This is a genomic window from Nostoc sp., from assembly GCF_036917535.1.
Taxonomy (GTDB): domain Bacteria; phylum Cyanobacteriota; class Cyanobacteriia; order Cyanobacteriales; family Nostocaceae; genus Nostoc.
Genome location: NZ_JBALDA010000018.1, coordinates 202,819 through 220,362, shown reverse-complemented (window position 1 = coordinate 220,362; position 17,544 = coordinate 202,819). Strand labels below are relative to the sequence as shown.

At 42.7% G+C, this 17,544-nt stretch carries 14 protein-coding genes; 3 read left to right on the top strand and 11 right to left on the bottom strand.

Annotated features, from left to right (window positions below; all coding sequences use genetic code 11):
* Window positions 1–22: 22 nt before the first annotated feature.
* The gene (locus V7K56_RS07085) at window positions 23–538 is read left to right on the top strand and encodes a hypothetical protein (protein ID WP_334908923.1); all 516 of its coding nucleotides are present in this window, start codon (window positions 23–25) and stop codon (window positions 536–538) included.
* A 286-nt stretch (window positions 539–824) separates the two neighbouring features.
* On the opposite strand, the gene V7K56_RS07080 is transcribed toward V7K56_RS07085, so the two are convergent.
* From V7K56_RS07080 to V7K56_RS07065, 4 genes are all read right to left on the bottom strand, one after another.
* The gene (locus tag V7K56_RS07080) at window positions 825–2,276 is read right to left on the bottom strand and encodes a dihydrolipoyl dehydrogenase family protein (RefSeq protein ID WP_334908921.1); all 1,452 of its coding nucleotides are present in this window, start codon (window positions 2,274–2,276) and stop codon (window positions 825–827) included.
* Window positions 2,277–2,349: 73 nt separating this feature from the next.
* Window positions 2,350–3,534 carry a threonine-phosphate decarboxylase CobD gene (cobD, locus tag V7K56_RS07075; RefSeq protein WP_334908919.1) on the bottom strand — a complete coding sequence of 395 codons (1,185 nt, stop codon included), beginning with the start codon at window positions 3,532–3,534 and terminating at the stop codon, window positions 2,350–2,352.
* 26 nt (window positions 3,535–3,560) lie between these two features.
* A complete protein-coding gene (locus V7K56_RS07070) occupies window positions 3,561–3,845 on the bottom strand; it encodes an HU family DNA-binding protein (protein WP_103137906.1) in 285 nt (94 codons plus the stop codon).
* Between the two features lie 865 nt (window positions 3,846–4,710).
* Window positions 4,711–5,352 (bottom strand): Uma2 family endonuclease, encoded by a 642-nt coding sequence (locus V7K56_RS07065; RefSeq protein WP_334908916.1) that lies wholly within the window; start codon window positions 5,350–5,352, stop codon window positions 4,711–4,713.
* 111 nt (window positions 5,353–5,463) lie between these two features.
* Between V7K56_RS07065 and V7K56_RS07060 the strand changes: the two genes are divergently transcribed.
* Window positions 5,464–6,084 carry a Uma2 family endonuclease gene (locus V7K56_RS07060; RefSeq protein ID WP_334908914.1) on the top strand — a complete coding sequence of 207 codons (621 nt, stop codon included), beginning with the start codon at window positions 5,464–5,466 and terminating at the stop codon, window positions 6,082–6,084.
* A 295-nt stretch (window positions 6,085–6,379) separates the two neighbouring features.
* On the opposite strand, the gene V7K56_RS07050 is transcribed toward V7K56_RS07060, so the two are convergent.
* The 5 genes from V7K56_RS07050 to pilM all read right to left on the bottom strand — a co-directional run bounded on the left by V7K56_RS07050 (window position 6,380) and on the right by pilM (window position 12,289).
* The gene (locus V7K56_RS07050) at window positions 6,380–6,955 is read right to left on the bottom strand and encodes a Uma2 family endonuclease (protein WP_334908912.1); all 576 of its coding nucleotides are present in this window, start codon (window positions 6,953–6,955) and stop codon (window positions 6,380–6,382) included.
* A gap of 227 nt (window positions 6,956–7,182) precedes the next feature.
* The gene (locus tag V7K56_RS07045) at window positions 7,183–9,360 is read right to left on the bottom strand and encodes an AMIN domain-containing protein (RefSeq protein ID WP_334908910.1); all 2,178 of its coding nucleotides are present in this window, start codon (window positions 9,358–9,360) and stop codon (window positions 7,183–7,185) included.
* A gap of 280 nt (window positions 9,361–9,640) precedes the next feature.
* A complete protein-coding gene (locus V7K56_RS07040) occupies window positions 9,641–10,405 on the bottom strand; it encodes a pilus assembly protein PilO (RefSeq protein ID WP_334908908.1) in 765 nt (254 codons plus the stop codon).
* Window positions 10,402–11,178: a PilN domain-containing protein gene (locus V7K56_RS07035; RefSeq protein WP_334908906.1), complete on the bottom strand. Its 777-nt coding sequence runs from the start codon at window positions 11,176–11,178 to the stop codon at window positions 10,402–10,404. Before V7K56_RS07035 ends, V7K56_RS07040 begins: the two co-directional genes overlap by 4 nt.
* Window positions 11,179–11,182: 4 nt before the next feature.
* Window positions 11,183–12,289 carry a type IV pilus biogenesis protein PilM gene (pilM, locus tag V7K56_RS07030; RefSeq protein WP_334908904.1) on the bottom strand — a complete coding sequence of 369 codons (1,107 nt, stop codon included), beginning with the start codon at window positions 12,287–12,289 and terminating at the stop codon, window positions 11,183–11,185.
* A gap of 152 nt (window positions 12,290–12,441) precedes the next feature.
* Here pilM and V7K56_RS07025 point away from each other — a divergent pair, with 152 nt between their 5' ends.
* The gene (locus V7K56_RS07025) at window positions 12,442–13,746 is read left to right on the top strand and encodes an ABC transporter substrate-binding protein (RefSeq protein WP_334908902.1); all 1,305 of its coding nucleotides are present in this window, start codon (window positions 12,442–12,444) and stop codon (window positions 13,744–13,746) included.
* 131 nt (window positions 13,747–13,877) lie between these two features.
* On the opposite strand, the gene V7K56_RS07020 is transcribed toward V7K56_RS07025, so the two are convergent.
* On the bottom strand, window positions 13,878–15,371 hold the full coding sequence (locus V7K56_RS07020) for a hypothetical protein (RefSeq protein WP_334908900.1): 1,494 nt from the start codon (window positions 15,369–15,371) through the stop codon (window positions 13,878–13,880).
* A 735-nt stretch (window positions 15,372–16,106) separates the two neighbouring features.
* A complete protein-coding gene (locus tag V7K56_RS07015) occupies window positions 16,107–17,453 on the bottom strand; it encodes a bifunctional folylpolyglutamate synthase/dihydrofolate synthase (RefSeq protein WP_334908898.1) in 1,347 nt (448 codons plus the stop codon).
* Window positions 17,454–17,544: the final 91 nt, after the last annotated feature.

Below are 17,544 nucleotides of genomic sequence, written 5' to 3'. Positions count from 1 at the left end.
ATTTCTGTTGATGGAGAATAAGATGATGTTGAAATTAAGTGATACACGTAATTTTTTCATATTAATGTGCTTGTTTTCTTTCTTTTGTTATGATGCCAATTCATCTAGAGCTGCTGCTCCAATAAACAACCAGCCACGATTTTTGGTTAATAAGAGATGTAATATAACTTTCGATCCGCAAATAAATCAGTTTACGCTTCGCACTCCTATAACTGTAAATACACAATCGTCAAGGGCTAGATGTATAGTTAGAATTGATACCTCTAATACTCAAAAGCAATTTAGGCTCGTGCCTTTAGCTTTAAAAGGTGTAGTAAAAAAAGCACCAGCAGGAGTAGCTATCACATCATTTTTACTTGGCGATAAACCAACACCATATCAAATGACATATGGAAGTGCTACGAATTTTGATTTGACCAATAAAATACTTCCAACTAACTATACAACTCCAGGAAAAAGTGTTTTAGGCATTAATTTAGTATTAACAACAACCGGAGGAGAATTACAGTTGACAGAGCTAAAGTTTGCACTTCAATAAGAATAATAAGAGGATGTTTTAAAAGTCCCGAAAGGTATAATTTTGCTATTCAGCACGGGGTTAAGTGCGACAAAAAATTAAGGTTTTAGCCATGTACTGAGATGCTTGGCTGTGCTAACTATGAGAGCAAAAACCCTTTTAAAACATCCTCTCAGCTCATTTTGAGGGATACTCCCAATTCTGATGACGTTGCGTTTGCAATCAAGGTGCTGTCAATATTGGCAAAGTCAGTAATAATATCAGCACCTTCTTTAAGTTATTATGGTGATAACTCTGTGCAGAAATGCTAATTCCAATTGCGGCAAAAATGGAAGAAGCTCTCTAAAAACTCTTGCAAAGGAATATTGGTATTTAACCTTTGCTTACTCCACTCTCTTGCAGTTCGTTCCAAAATTTCTGAAAAACTGGGATAGGCAGGAGATAAATTTGCTAAATGTTTGACTTTAATTTTTTGTGAAATTGCCAAGGCAATCAAATTAATTAATTCGCCAGCTTCTGCCCCCAATATCGAAGCTCCCAAAATTTCGCCGTTGTGTAGCACAATTAATTTACACATACCAGTGGTTTCGTCCCGAAGTTGGGCTGATGCCACTGTTTTAAAATATTGTCGCAAAACTAAAATTTTATCTCGGCTAAATAGGCGTTTTGCCTGTGCCTCTGTCAAACCCACTTGCGCCAGCATCGGTACAGAAAATATCGCCCAAGGAATAGAGCGATAATTTACTCGTAACCTGGGGAAAAAGAGTGCATTGTTTAGCGCAATTTTTGCTTCATAATTAGCGATATTGGCAAAGTCGTAACCACCAATTACATCACCACAAGCATAAATACGGCGGTTAGTGGTTTGCAGCTTATTATTCACAACTAAGCTACGCCGATGCCATTTCACACTTACTGCTGCCAGATTTAAAGATTCAAGATTCGGCTGTTGTCCAGTCGCCACTAAAATTTCATCAGTTTCAATGGCCTTATCTCCTGCTTGAATCCACTTTTTATTTTCAATTAGCCTCACCTGAGTTACTGGTTTTTCGGTGAGGACGCGTACACCTTCGACTTCTAACTGCGCCTGAAGTAATATGGCTATCTCAGGGTCTAGGTATGGAAGAACATAAGGATGCTTGACTACCAGCGTCACACTGCAACCAAACCTGGCTAAAGTTTGAGCAATTTCAATGCTTTGGGGAATTCCACCGATAATTACCCAGTTTTTGGGTAATGTCGTTCCCTGGAAAGATTGCCAAATATTAGAAAGGGTTAGATAGCCAGTGGTTTGCAATCCTTCAATCTCAGGAATTTCTGGACGCGAACCACTAGCCAGCAAATAAGTACGGGCGCGTAGTAGGCGATTGTTAACAGCAAAAGCCAGTTGGGGTGAAGATTGAAATTGACCACTGCCAATGATGACATCGACTCCCTGCGCGGCCAGGATAGCTGGGGAATACTGTTCTTGGAAATTTGAGGCGATGCATTGAGCATACAGCATCGCTTCTTGCCACGCCATAGATATGTGGCATTCTTCTGAAGTATCAGTGTATGTGGCATGAATACTAAAATCAGCCACATCCTTCAACTTCTGCGCTATTTTACCAATTTCGCTAAGAGCATGGTGATGAGTAAACCCGTAGTCTACTTTGGGTTGTACCAAGGCAACTGTTGCACGTAGTTGGGTTGCAGCAAGAGCAGCATAGTATCCAGCAAGACTGCCGCCAATAATTACAACATCGTAGTCATTTGTCATTTGTCATTTGTCATTTGTCATTGGGCATGAAGGAGAATGAAAAATTAGCTCATCTCTCTCATCTACCCTACTCTTACTCCTCACTCAGCACTGAGTTTAACGCTGTTAATAAGCGTTGGTTATCAAACTCTTTACGTACAGCAACCCGGAAAAAGCGATCGCCTAGTTCTTTAAAACTAAGGCAATCGCGAATTAAAATCTGGTGATACTTAAGTAATTGTTGCTGTAACTGGGAAGTAGATTTTTGGGACTCAACCAGTAAAAAGTTAGCAGCACTTGCTTGGGGTTGCAATCCTGGGATTTTAGCTAAACCCTGAAACAGTTGGTTTCGTGCAGGTGGTAGCCATGCCCAGGTTTGCTGCTGAAACTCCGTATCTTGGAGTGCCGCAATTGCCGCTGCCGCCGCTAGTGTGTTTACGGGCCAAGGATCGCGCCATAGCTGCCATTTAGCTAGGCAGTCAGGGTGTGCGATCGCATATCCTAATCGCAGTCCTGGGAGACTGTAAAATTTGGTCAGCGATCGCAACACTACTAAATTCGGATATTCCTGCACCACCGGAATCAGGCTTTGTTCCTCATTAGGCGGCACAAAATCCATAAATGCTTCATCCACCACAACCAAAGCAAATTGCTCCAAGTAGGGCAAAATAGACTCCCGTGAAAATAGCTTTCCAGTTGGGTTGTGGGGATTATTCAGCAATAGTCCACAGTAAGTGCTGTTAGCGTCAGCGGGGCGTTTAGCCCGTGCTGTTAGCGTCAGCGGGGCGTTTAGCCCGTGCTGAGGAGCCAGCGCCGTGGGCGGGTCTCCCGACTTGAGGCGACTGGCGTTGCTGAGTAAAACTAGTAACTCAGCACTCGGCACTTGTCGCTCAGAACTAATCAGGGGACACTCCAGCACTTTAGCGTTGTACGCTGCCAAGGTTCGGTAGTAGTCGCCAAAGGCTGGAGTGATTAAAATTGTCGCGGCTAATTGAGCTAATTCCCTACCAATTAAAGTGAGTAATTCTGCGGAGCCGTTACCCGGCAGAATCCACTCAGACGGCAATTGATGGAAGTGACTGAGAGCTAGTCTCAGTTCACTATAGTTTGGGTCTGGATAGTGCTTAAGATTACCAATTTGGGACTTAATAGCAGCGATCGCGCTATTTGGAGGCCCCAACGGGCTGATACTAGCAGAAAAATCCAGAATCGCATCAGGGGGACAGCCAGCCAGTGCTGCTGCCCAGGCTAAATTTCCCCCATGTGCAGGTTGCCGCATTAAAAAAGGGTTCCCGAAGACAGAGCCTATGATTTTGGGGGTGCTACCTTTTCTCTAAACAGTTTTCCTGCCGAGAAGGCAGGAACTCTTGTCGCTGGAATTTCCATCTTTTCATTTGTTTTCGGGTTCCGGCCTTCGCGGGCTTTACGTTCCCGTGATTCAAATGAGCCAAATCCCACCAACGTTACCTTATCACCAGAGGAAACTGCTTCAATAATCGTTTCCAAAGCGGCAGTTAAGACTGCATCCGCTTGTTTCTTGGTAACACTAGCCTTTTCAGCTACGGCATCAACTAATTCACCTTTGTTCATGTCAAACTCCTGAAGGTTTACTTGAGATTTTAGTACGGATGCATATTAATACATCCGTACTGAAATCTTTGCTTGCGGATATACAAAAATCAGCCTTTGGGAGTACTTTTACTCAAAACGGCTGTACATCCCATCGGCTCGACTTTTCAATGAATCATTCTAAGGTGTTGTAGCCTGATGTGGATAGATGAAACCATGAATTTATATAGATTTCAGGATGTTTTGTAATTTTAGGGTACTTATTTCCCTAAAAACCACCCCAAAAGTAGGAAAAAATACCTAGTAAATCCCGCAATTGCCAAGAAAACAGGGGAGTAGGGAGGTGGGAGATGGTCAATGTTTGTTGGCATTCATTACCAATGTTGAAGAGTTATTGCTAAGATTAACCAATTTTTATGTAAATTAAAAGCTCAGATTCCCGATTTCTCTAATAAGTCGGGGATTTTGCTCACTTTTCATCTGATGTGGAAAATCCAATCCGAAATTTAACCCCATATCAAGCTTCTTTAGTAGGAAAGGGATAAAAATTAAAGCTTCTCCCCTACAGGGCTATCTATTAGTCACACCTTTCTTAACATTTGTGGTAGCGATCGCTGCGACAACTTCTTCTGGGGCGTCCGTTACACCTCTAACTGTCTCCATGTACTTTGGGATTATTTATTTTTTGCAAGTCACTTATAAGAAAAATGCTGGAGTGAGTCAACCCCTTCTCTGCGAGACGCTACGCGAACGGGGAATTCAAAATTCAAAATTCAAAATTCAAAATTAATAATCCCCATAAATAAATTTAGCGCAAAGTCTGAGCGGAGGTTTCCTCCGATCAGAACTTTGTAAGAGAGGGGCTTGTATAATGAGTGTTCTTCGGTCAATCCCTAGCAGAAATTTTCTGTTGCACCCAAGCCCGAAAAGCACGGGTAGTGGCAATTTCCCCATTCTTCTTCGCTTCTTGGATAAATTGAGGAATCTCCTTGACTGACACAGGCGTAAAAGTAGGGCTGGTTTCAACTTCTGAGTATTGCCCACTTGCAAGTGTGTATACTCGCAACACACTGCCGTTATAACGCCAAAATTCTGGGACTCCCATTGCAGCATAAAGCCTCAGCTTGTCTATTGCAGACCTGGAATATTCCACTTCCAGCACTAGGTCAGGGGGCGGGTCGGTGGCGAGGTCAATATTTTCTTTATCTCGAACTAATGCTTCATTTTGGATGTAGTAGCTACTATCTGGCTCGGCTCCCCGCTGCAAATCATCCCGCGTTAAAGTTAATGAACCAGCGCGTCTAATTTCCCAGTCCAACTCTTCGCACAGCACGCCAACAAAAACCTCTATTAAGCGATTTGAGTTCTCGTGCGGCATTTGTGGGGTCATAATTTCTACAGTTCCATTGTCATAAGCCAGCCGAGAGTTACGATCTGAACCCATTTCAGCCAGCATGATTTTAAAAGTTTGCCAGCTGATGTTGTGGAGTAAAACCCTATTTTCTGCGGATGTTGTTATTGCCACCATAGTTAAGTTCTCCGCAACAAACTTTTTCGAGTACTGTACCCCTTAATATTACTGTTAAGGCTGAACGTAAGAAAGCGATATGATCGAAACGACTACTAGGGGCGATAAATTATGACTCAAGCTATACCCAAACTAGTAACCTTTGAAGATTTTGCAGCGTGGCGACCCGAAAGTGGAAGATATGAATTACATGATGGAGTGATCGTTGAAATGGCACAACCAGCAGGAGATCATGAGGATATTGTCGGGTTTTTGGTTGAAAAAATTGCTATTGAGTACGTTCGTAATGGTCTACCTTATACAATCCCCAAAACTGCGCTCATTAAACCAACTAATTCGGAATCTGCCTATTCCCCAGATGTGCTATTACTCAATCGCCCTAATTTGATAAATGAGCCGCTATGGAAAAAAGAATCAACTGTAAGTCTTGCTGCATCAATTCCGTTAGTAGTTGAGGTTGTTAGTACCAACTGGGATGATGACTACTACACAAAACAGGGTAAGTATGAAGGTATTGGAATTCCTGAATACTGGGTTGTAGATTATCTCGGTCTAGGCGCTAAAAAGTTCACTGGTAACCCCAAACAGCCTACTATATCTATTTATCAATTAATCGATGGTGAATACCAAGTTACTCAATTTAGAGGCAGCGATCGCATCGTCTCGCCTACTTTCCCGGAATTGAATTTAACCGCCGAACAGATTTTTCAAGCTGGAGGTCTACCAACGTAGCCACAAATACATTTGCGGTCAACTCAAAGCTGCTTTATTCAATCAATTTGCACCAAAAGAAAAAAGTAAACGCAGAAAAACTAAAATAACTGATTTAGGTTTTGGTGAAAATGATTTGTGGATTGCTTCTATTGCTCTGCAACAAAATCTCACTATTGTCTCAGCCGATAGCGACTTTCAACGTATTCAACAAGTAAGAACATTATCTATTGAATCTTGGCTTACAAGCTGAAAACTCATATTTTTTAAAATATTTTTATAGGATATGAGAACTGAAATTCACACACCGAAGCTTTTACCAAATTCGTTGTATATTAAGTACAAAACCAGGTAAAATATTTTCCCCGCAAATAGTTTGAGGAAATTTGAAAACTTCCACATCTTGTCCTGGACGATAAATTTCTACTTCCTGTTTATTTCGGTTGATTAACCAACCTAGACGACAACCATTTTCGATATACTCTTGCATCTTATTCTGAGTTGTTTTCAAGCTGTCATTAGGCGAAAGTATCTCAATCACAAAATCAGGACATAGGGGAATAAATTTTTCTTTTTGTTCTTTAGTCAAAGCATCCCAACGATATTTTTCCACCCAAGAAACATCTGGAGAACGGTCAGCTCCTGAAGGTAAAGTAAATCCAGTTGATGAATCAAAAACTTCGCCCAATTGATTTTGGTTGTTCCAGAACCATATTTGAGCGTTAATAGTAGAATTAGTTTTTCCTGTTTCTCCTCCCGTAGGTGGCTTTATAATCAACTCTCCTTGGGCATTGCGTTCTAATTTTAAATTGGGGTTTTCTTCACACAATTGATAAAACTGCTCTCTTGTCAATTTCATTACAGAATTGAGATTTAATGTAAGTGCTGTCATAAGAGTATTTCCCGTTTTTGTTAGCTGACTGGGCTACAAACCTATATCCATTTTTTTCACACCATAATAAAAAGAGATAAAAACTAACTTACAGTATTTCACTGCAACGCCTCAGCCACTTATTTGCTCTGCGCGGAGAATTTGGTGAACAAGAAGATCCCCGACTTCTTAAAGAACTCGGGGATCTAAGCCTTTGCCAGAGGTGACTTACCTGCTTATCATCTTTATTACCTACCAGGAAACTTCAACCCCCGACGCTCAAGGATTTGCCGCACTTCTGGGCTGGGAGTGTAGTTATAGCCGTAGGAGGAGTTCTCAGAGTCATCCATAATCTGAGGTGTGAGTAACACAATCACCTCTTGACGCTGATTAATTTTGTTTGTGCTTCTAAACAGGGAACCAAGTAGGGGAATATCACCTAAGATAGGAATCTTGGAGACACTTGTTCTGTCTGAGTCTTGAATAATACCGCTAAGAATGAGCGTTTGACCATCTCGTAGACGAATTAAGCCAGAATTAAGGTCACGTTTAGATATTAAAGTAATTCGCCCATTTCCTGTATCTACGTCACTTTGAGGTGAGCTAACACTAGGAGCGACTGATAGAGAGACAAAACCATTGTCGTCAATTCTATCAATTTTAACTTGCATAGTTAAACCTACGTCCTGTTTTGTTGCTTGTGTCACTTGTCTAGAGCCACCAGGAGTATCAACTATCGTTGTTGTGATTTGTCCAACCACTTCTTGGGTTAAATTTATAACAGCTGCTTGACCTTCTTGCACAATTAAGGTTGGGTCAGTCAAAATCTTGGCATTGCCATTTGTAACCTGAGCCTGCAAACTAGCAAGAAGACGCTTAGGGAACTGGTATGGCGATGTAAGAGTGCTAGCAAGATTATTGATGATCGGTGTACTAGTCAAGCTGTTTGCCGCTTCAGTCCTAGTAGCCGGTCTAGAACCGCCAAAATTTAGAGATGCAGCACCGCCTTCACTAGTAAAAAAGTTATTACCAACCCCAAAAGAAAAGCTAGTGTTGAAATCATTGGCTGCCAAGAGGTTAACGTCGATAATCCTAACGTTTACTGCTACTTGACGGCGGCGGATATCAAGCGAAGAAATTTGAGCTATGGCAATATCAATTAACTTGGGAGGGCCAATCAAGGTGATGGAATTCGTGCGCTCGTCTCCTAACGCCTGTAACCCTCTGAGTAAAGGCGTTGAGTCTTTAAAGTCAGCGCGTCGAGTTTGAACACTGCTTTCTGTAGAGGAGCTACTTTCACTTTGTTGTGAGCCTCCTTGGTCAGCCTGTCCCACACTGCTAGTCTTAGTAGTAGTAATCAGGCGTTCCTTGATGGTGGCACTTTCTGCCCCTAAACCAACCAAATAGTCCAGTGCAGTTGACGCTCTTACCTGATTGAGTCGTATACTACGCACAACCATATCACGGGTTGCATTAGGTAGTTTAGCCCCTACAAAAACTGTACGACCACTGCGGTTAGCTTCTAAACCACTCAGGCGCAAAACGTAGTTAAACACATCTTGCACTGGCTCGTTTTCTATATCTAGCGAGATTGTTTGAGAAACTGCTGGTGCATCAGTAGTACCACCTGGTTGACCTCCACCACCTTGCTCACCTCCCACATAAGCCAGATTCAAACCAGCCGCACGGGCAAGCAATGATAAAACCTCACGCACTGGGGCATCTCGCAGCACTAAGCGGGGTACACGTTCCTGAGTTCCTAAGTCAATACTGCTAGGAGAAGCATCAGTATTGGAAATAGCAATATCTCCCACAGGTGGGGCAACAGCTCTCGGTAAGAAAGGTGGAGCCTGACTCACAGGTTGACCCGGCCCAGCAGCTTGTGCAGGTTTTCCGTCAATCGTGATTTCCGGGTTAGGAACGAGAACACCTGGATTTTGACCAGGTTGGGCTGGAGTAGTAATAGGTGGTGGTGTGGATATTGGGGCTGTTGGCGTTGGTGCTGATGCTGTAGTGCCTGTTGAAGGGCTAAAGCTGAGTGTAATTCCATTTGGCGATCGCACCATCGGTTGACTGCTAGGTGTATTGTTGCTGCCAGTTACCGTCACTCGGATGCTATTAGCATCAAGCTGATTAACCTCAACAGACGCAATTCCTGGTGCTGGGCTATCTTGACGAAAACTATTACCTTGTGGTAATCGTAATTGAGTGTTGATAACATCTGCGACTAAAGCCTTGCCTCTTTTTGTGGTAAAAACTTGGGAGCGCGACCCGGAAGAAGTTTTCAAAACAACACTAACTCCGCCATTAGCTGGATTTAATTGCACACCAGTAACTTGGCTCATTTGTGCCCAAACTGGTTGAGCTATTAGAAATACAAAAGCGGCAGTACCTAATATAAAACTATTACCGTGAAGCTGTTTCACAGTTCATTCCTCACCTTATAAAACTTTGTTTACAAACAATTTTGAGTAGGCGGTTAGAAACCACACGCCAATTGCTTATGGGGTTTCCCTATTGGCGTTAGCCTCTCCTTTTTGCAGAAGATCGCTGGCTTGACACACGAGACTTTACCCACGTACCCTGCGAGAACGCCAAGGGCGAACGTGAATTTCAAAACCCTCAATTATTCCTTAGTTTGCGTGCAGGAAAGCTTTATCTACGCTTGTGTAGCCGTTAATTCTATTCGTCCTAGCTCTAATTTGACTACTTTTTCGGGGCAGCTTTAGCTGCTGCTGCGATTTCTTCTGGACTAAGTGGCATCAATACCTGTAATTGGAATGATGTATTAATCGCTGCGGGGCCTACCTGCATCGGCGTTTTATCTAATGGGGATCTTGTTTCTGCTGGAGCTAAAGTTGCTTGATAATCTTTAACTATTAACAAAGGCTGTAACCGCTCAATGTTACGAATTATCGATTGTGTTTGTTCATAAGTTGCTGTAATCTCGGCATTGATACTACTGCGTTGCAGCTTGCCGTCAACCTGTTGTCCCAGACTTCCATCGGTAATCGGTTCTGGTTTTTGGGAAATCGGCACAAATCTTTTAAGTTTGGCTTTTACTGCATTAATAGAAGTTGCACTATTACCAGACTCAATTAAGCGGTTCAAATCCAATAGCAATGTATCTAAGGTTTTTTCGTTAGCAAATAAACTTAAAACCTGAACTTTTTGCTGCTTTGCCTGTGCTAGTTCGTCTTTAACTTTGTCAATCTGTTTGATATTGGCTTTTTTTTGCTCAATTTGCGCTTGCAGTTCAGAACTTTTGGCTTGCTGCTGCTGATAGCTTTCCCAAGCTGGCATCAGCAGGTTTAAAAATATATAAGCTGCTCCCGCTAAACCAACTACCCCCACCAAGATCCCAATAATTTTTGGTGTGAAGGCAATACCAAATACCACAGGTGCGGCTAGCGTTGCCGGATCGAATTCCCCACCTTGTTCAGCAAAATTTAAATCATCACTCAGCGTCATTTTGAAATGACTCCTGTTTGTTGCATATTACGAATTCGAGTCACTAACCCCACTGTGCCTTTTTTTTCCAACTCTCGAATTAATTCCGACGCTGGAACGTCGTTCATGCTCGATTGAATAGTGTATTTAACTACTTGGGGCGGCTTAATTATTACATTAGTAGAAGATTGGCCTGCACCTGGTGTTAAGGGAGCATCTACTAACGTTGCTGTCAGAATTTTGGTTTCTGTGGGCTTTAAAAACTGAGACTGTTGTAAACTCAATAAGAAATCATTGACATCATTAAAAGAACGAGCCAATCCGTTAATTTCTAATCCCCCTGCGGGATTATTTGGTGGCTGACCTGCCGCTACCGCTACAGGTGGGATTTGCTTAATGTTCTCGATCTGCACTGCCGCTGGGATGCGATCGCGCAAATCTTGTAGCATTGCTGACCAAGGACGAATCTGGTCAAATACAGTTACTAAAGCTTGAGTTTCCCCTTTAATTGCGTTTGTCTCGGCTTTGATATTGTTAATATTTCCTATTTCTGTATCTAACCTCTTGCTTTCTTGGTCTAGTTGTGCTATTTGACCATCTAATTCAACAATCTTCCCTTGCAGGAACCACCAACCAACTCCTAATAAAGCTGGAAGACCTACACCTACTGCAACTCCGACATATAGTAGTGTCAAATCTCCCGTAGGAAATTTTAGGGCTATTCCTCCCTTTCTGTCTGGCTGTGGCCGGTATGCTGGGCGGTCTTTAAGAAAGTTAACATCTAGGCTGTACATTTTGTTACACCTCCCGCATTCCTAGACCGAGTACGATCGCCAAGCCAGAGCGTTGTACCTGTGGATATTTATCAGTGTCAACTTCCAAAGATAAAGACCCGATTGGATCTATTTGGGTAGTTGGCAAACTCAATCGTTGAGTAAAAAATTCATCTAACTGTTGAAGTCCACCTCCTGGTCCAGCTAATAAAATCTGCGCTACCTCCAAATTTTCACTTTGATTCAGGTAAAAATCGATGGAACGGCGCAATTCATCCGTTAGTTCTCCCAAGACTCTCAATATGGCAGCCATGCCAGGATCGAGTTCAGTAACGCCAGTTTTACCGCCGTCTATGGGAGTTGCAGGAATAACCATTCCGTGTAACAGTTCCATATCTCGTGATGTAGGTAAGCTCATTGCCCTTGCTAAGGCAGTTTGCATTTGATAAGTCCCAATGGGGACTGTGCGCGAAAATTGCGGCACTCCGTTAACGATGATGGCGATTTCTGTACTGTCAAACTCGATATCAACTAGTACTGCTGCTTCTTGCGGGCCAAATTGTCGCAGTTGTTCGCGAATAGTCCGAATCAGAGCAAAACTGTTAATTTCTAAAACATCAATTTGTAATCCTGCCTGCTCGAAGGTACTTATATAGGTATCCGTTATCTCCTTGCGGGTGGCAACTAAGAGTACGTGTACTTTTTCAATGCCATCTTCATCTACAAAATACCCAAGTTTCTGATAATCTACATCAGCTTCTTCACGAGGATAAGGTAAATACAAACCTGCTTCATGGTTCAGCACCATTTCTCGCAGTTCTTTATCATCTAACTCTGCTGGCACTGGTATAATCCGAACGATAGAATCTCGTCCAGGGACACCAGTAGCAATGCGAGAAGTTTTGATTTTGCTCTCAACTAGCGCCTGCTGGATTAATTGCGCCATTGCTGGAGGGTCGTTGATTTGACCATCGATAACTATCCCTTCTGGAACTGCTACCGATGTACAGATTTCTAGTTTCAAGCCTTGACCCTGCTTGCGTAGCTGAACTACATTCACCCGTTCGGGAGCGAGTTCAATGCCTACCCCTTTTTTCGATTTGCCAAACAGACTATTGAAGCTTTTTACCACAGTTGTGCCCGCTGGACTGCTAAATTGAAAATTTAAATTTGTTGCAGTAAAGGCGCTATATATTACGTCTTTACGGGTAATTTATTTAGCCTATAATCTCAACAATTCTGTCTAAGCTTTTCACACCGATCAAGCGTAAAAATACTGGGAAAATGATTCAATTGCGAAAATTTAAACAACTTGTTGCTTTGGTACTGCTTGGCTTAATAACCAGTTGGGTTGTAAGTTGCAGCACAGGTAATGTTAATACAAGTACAAAACAAGCTACTTCAGGAGCGGGAACTGTTGAGTTTTGGACAATGCAACTCCAACCTCAATTTACCGACTACTTCAAAAGCCTAATTACGAATTTTGAATCGCAAAATACAGGTATAAAGATTAACTGGGTCGATGTACCTTGGGCAGCAATGGAGAACAAAATATTAACAGCTGTCTCCGCAAAAACGCCACCAGATGTAGTTAATTTGAATCCGGGTTTTGCTTCTCAGCTTGCCGGACGAAATGCCTGGTTAGATTTAGATGCGAAAGTCCCGAATGATGTACGTTCCTCCTATCTGCCGAATATCTGGAAAGCAAGCACGCTTAATGGTAAGAGTTTTGGGATTCCCTGGTATCTCACCACACGGCTAACCATTTATAACACTGATTTATTAAAACAGGCAGGTATCAATAAAGTCCCCACAACCTACGCAGAATTAGCACAAGCCGCCCAACAAATTAAAGACAAGACGGGCAAATATGCCTTTTTTGTAACTTTCGTACCGCAAGATTCTGGTGAAGTGCTGGAATCTTTCGTGCAAATGGGAGTCACTCTAATAGATGCTGAAGGTAAAGCGGCGTTTAATTCAGTACAAGGAAAAGCTGCGTTTCAGTATTGGGTAGACTTGTATAAAAAAGGGTTGCTTCCTAAAGAGGCTTTAACCCAAGGACATCGCCACGCGATCGATTTATACCAATCGGGAGAAACGGCGTTTCTCGCTTCTGGGCCAGAGTTCCTGAAAACGATCGCTAATAATGCCCCAAAAATCGCTCAAGATTCAGGAATAGCACCTCAACTTACTGGTGATACAGGTAAGAAGAATGTCGCGGTGATGAACATAGTTATTCCTCGCGACACTAAACAACCAGATGGCGCTGTGAAGTTTGCTTTATTTGTCACCAATGACGAAAATCAGCTAGCCTTTGCTAAAGCTGCAAATGTTCTACCTTCTACAGTCAAAGCATTATCTGATAGTTACTTTAAAGATGTTCCAGCTAATGCTTCAACAATAGAAAAAGCGCGAGTTATGAGTGCTCAAGAACTGCTAAAGGCAGAAATATTAACCCCTACCTTGAAGGATTCCAACAAACTGCAAAAGGCAGTTTACGAAAACTTGCAAGCTGCAATGTTAGGCGAGAAAACTGTAGATAAAGCCGTAGAAGATGCGGCGCAAGAGTGGAACAGTACTAGGAGTTAGGAAACAAACGAAAAATAAATAGCTAAATATAAGAATTCCGGGGCGGAAAATGGATGTAAGACTTACGCTCGCATTGTCAGAACTTAGGCAAGTTGCGTAAGTCCTGTTTGAAAAAGAGTGTCTTAGAAAAACTACGCTTGCACCACAAAATTTAATGCCGTAAGAGTTGGCGCACCAGTTAGAGTTGCAAATAGACCACCACTACCAAAACCTGCGGCACTGCCATTTTGGTTGTAAAATAACTGCCCACTGGCAGCGTCATAGATAATTTTCGCCGTGCTAGACGCCACCGAAGAAGTTGTGATTTGAAAATCACTATCCTTAAGATAACCTGTTCTTGTTGAAGCGATCGCACTAAAAGTAGTTTGATCCAAGATAATCTGATCACCTTGGGAGTAGTTGAAGTCAGCGATCGTGTCTTGACCAATAGCAGTCAGGGCAAAGTCTGCATCGGTGTTGTAAACGAAAGAGTCAGCACCTATACCACCAACGAGAATATTATTGCCGAATCCACCCACAAGAGTATCATTACCCTCTCCACCGATGAGAATATCATCGCCTGACCCGCCCCGCAACAGGTCATTGCCACTGTTGCCATTAATGATGTCGTTACCCCCTTGACCATTAATCACATCATTGGATTGATCAAAACCTGCAATGTTATTGTTTAATTCATTGAGGAAAGTGACAGTATTTTTGTTGAAAATGCTAGTTTGAGTAGAGTTGGCATTAATCACATCAAAGCTATCGGTGATGCTGGTTTGCCCATCAAACTCTATATTGCCCTGTGCAGGTGTTGAAGAATTTGCTGGCAGGTTATCCAGGTTTTCTAAGAGGAAGTTTTGCAGTGTGACTTTGGCATTAGCCGCATTTTCAAAGGTGACTTCCAAGTTGTTGCCATCAGGAGTCAACAGTAGATTTCGAGCAGTCAATCCCGAACCTGTAAATTTCAAAGTGTCAACATTGGCAATCACTGCTGCTGTTGGATTTATGCCTTTACCTACACCACCAAAATCGGTGATGATGTCATTGCCATCGCCATAGCGAATCACAAACTTATCTTGACCACCGTTGCCTGTGAGGGTATCGTTACCACTTTTGCCATCGATGAGATTGTTGCTAGCCGTGCCTACAAGAGTATCTGTACCAGCAGTTCCAATCAGGTTAATGGTGCTGCCCCTACCTATATTCTTCCCCCCAAATACCACGTAGCTCTGCCCTGGACTGTCGCCGTTGAAGAGGGATCCAGGTGTCCCGATAATCAGGTCACTGATGCCGTCGTTGTTGACATCTCCGGCACTACTAACAGAAACGTCTGGTTCGTCACCCACCGCGATGCCAGCGAAGCCATTAGCGCCGTTGAGGTCAGAGAGATTGAGAGTGGCGCTCCATCCTATGCTCTTGCCAAATACCACGTAGCTCTGCTGCTCAGTAGAGCCACTGTTACTTGTCCCGATAATCAGGTCAGCGATGCCATCGTCGTTGACATCTCCGGCACTACTGACAGAATAGCCTGAGTTGTCACCCACCGCGATGCTGTTGATCACGAAGCCGTTAGCGCCGTTGAGGTCAGAGAGATTAAACGATGAATTAACGGGACTTAAACATTTTTGAGGCAGAAACAAGCCTCAAACCTATACAGGATAAGGGAAATACACCGAAAGCTCAAAAACGCTTGAAACCCAGATATATCAAGAAAACAGGTAAAACGATGTCAAAGTCACTCTGTATATAGGTTTGATGGTTTTTTAAGGCTACTTTTTGTCTAAGTCCCATTAACCATGATTTTCTCCTGTGTTTGTAGTGATTGAGCATTCGTGAGTCTTGCTTGGTCTATGGAATTGACGGCTATACAAAGTCTTTTTGCCTGCACGGACTCACAAAACAATTCCTGTTTTGAAACCTGCCCTTGTGCAACATCCCGTTTATAATTCCTAATACTCGCCTCCGGCGAGAAGCAAGCTATGTAATTCCTAATTAGGAAGTTTAATCACGAATTACAAGGCTTACAATTACCAGTTGTATTGATAGCGGTCTTTTGGTATCAGCTAGTCAACGGCTGAATTTTTGTAATAAAAATTACTTAATTAACCGTTAAATAACTTAAATTTTCTGATGAATATTTAAATCTTGTCAATAGGCTGGGTGTAATTCTGATCGCAAGACAGAGGCAGCTATGCTGGAGGCACTTAGAGCAGATTTAAACTTCTCTACGAGAGGCTACACCAACGTGAGGTACAGAAATACCTCACCCGCGCTTATCGCGCATCTTCAAAAATAAATGGCGTTATTATCTCAACTTTGAACATTTGCTACAAATGTTATTACATATATAAGAAAGGCTTAAGTATTTGCAACAATCATTGTAGTGAATTTATAGATATAGCTGTTGCTAAAAAATCGCCTACTAAATAAAGTGAACCACACACAATTATTAAATCGTCTGTGGTAGTGGTTGAGGTTGCGGTTTCGAGTGCTGTGAATAAATCTGGATGGATTTGGCGATCGCTTAATTCGGGACAGAGGCTGTAAGCTAGATTTGATAAGTAGTCTAGGTCAGCAGAAGTTCTACCGGGCCAAGGTTCTACTGGTATTGGTACTAAATAAAGGCGATCGCCTGGTCGCAGTAAAGCGGTAAAAATATCAGTATGATCCTTATCGGCAAACATTCCCATAACCCAATTTACAGGTTTGGGGTTAACTGCATCTAAGCTATCGACATATTGGCGGAGAACTTGGGCGGCGGCGGTATTATGAGCGCCATCAAGTAATAATTTATGGTTGTTCCAAGTAGTCCATTGCATCCGCCCCGGCCATTTAGTTTTAGCCATACCCTTGGTTATGGCTTCTTCTGAAATCTGCCAACCCTGTTGTTGAAGAATTTCTAAAGCAGCTAAAGCCAAAGCAGAATTAGTTAATTGAATCTGTCCCGCTAACGGTAACGGATATTTAATAGAATGATGAGCTGATTCTTTAATTTTCCCCTCTGCCCCTCTGCCCCTCTGCCCCTCTGCTTTCCCTATATACTCTGCCCATCCTGTAGCGATTTCACGGGCGGGTTGAGGGGTAAAAATCGGGCATTGTAATTCTAAGGCACGCGATCGCACCACTTTGTCTGCCTCTGGTGGTAATGGCCCAATCACAATGGGACATCCAGGTTTGAGAATACCTGCTTTTTCTCTAGCAATATCAGCGACGGTAGGGCCTAGTTGCTGCCAGTGTTCCCGGCTAATGGAAGTAATGAGCGTAACCAAAGGTTCTAAGCAGACATTGGTGGCATCTAAGCGCCCTCCTAGTCCGACTTCTACCACAGCCACATCAACTTTTTGCTGGGCAAAATATAACCAAGCGGCAGCCGTAATTACTTCAAACTGAGTTGCCGATTGGTCATCAGGACGAATAACCGCTTGGACTTTTTCTAATAATTGACTCAATTCTTCTGAGGAAATTGGCTGTTCATTCAGACAAATACGTTCCGTCCAATCAACTAAATGGGGGGAAGTGTAGCGTCCTGTACGATAACCAGCCTCCGTGAGTACTGAGGAAAGATAGGCACAGACTGAACCTTTGCCATTAGTACCAGCAACATGAATTACCAGGACTTGGTGATGAGGATTGCCAAGATTTGCCAATAGATTGACAATGCGATCAAGTCCCAGATGGACGCCAAAGCGTTGCAGCGGTTGTATTACAAAATCGATATCCAAGGAAGAGGAGTGGGGGAGAAATCAATTCAAAATTCAAGTTGCGCTTCTAGCGCACCAAAGGTGCGACTCAAAATTCAAAATTGAATAAAAA

Coding starts and splice junctions, on each gene's coding strand:
- V7K56_RS07080 (WP_334908921.1), bottom strand. CDS start 2,276: ATGACAAATGACTACGATGTTGTAATTATTGGCGGCAGTCTTGCTGGA.
- V7K56_RS07025 (WP_334908902.1), top strand. CDS start 12,442: ATGATTCAATTGCGAAAATTTAAACAACTTGTTGCTTTGGTACTGCTT.
- V7K56_RS07085 (WP_334908923.1), top strand. CDS start 23: ATGATGTTGAAATTAAGTGATACACGTAATTTTTTCATATTAATGTGC.
- V7K56_RS07035 (WP_334908906.1), bottom strand. CDS start 11,178: ATGTACAGCCTAGATGTTAACTTTCTTAAAGACCGCCCAGCATACCGG.
- V7K56_RS07070 (WP_103137906.1), bottom strand. CDS start 3,845: ATGAACAAAGGTGAATTAGTTGATGCCGTAGCTGAAAAGGCTAGTGTT.
- V7K56_RS07050 (WP_334908912.1), bottom strand. CDS start 6,955: ATGACAGCACTTACATTAAATCTCAATTCTGTAATGAAATTGACAAGA.
- V7K56_RS07060 (WP_334908914.1), top strand. CDS start 5,464: ATGACTCAAGCTATACCCAAACTAGTAACCTTTGAAGATTTTGCAGCG.
- V7K56_RS07040 (WP_334908908.1), bottom strand. CDS start 10,405: ATGACGCTGAGTGATGATTTAAATTTTGCTGAACAAGGTGGGGAATTC.
- V7K56_RS07065 (WP_334908916.1), bottom strand. CDS start 5,352: ATGGTGGCAATAACAACATCCGCAGAAAATAGGGTTTTACTCCACAAC.
- cobD (WP_334908919.1), bottom strand. CDS start 3,534: ATGCGGCAACCTGCACATGGGGGAAATTTAGCCTGGGCAGCAGCACTG.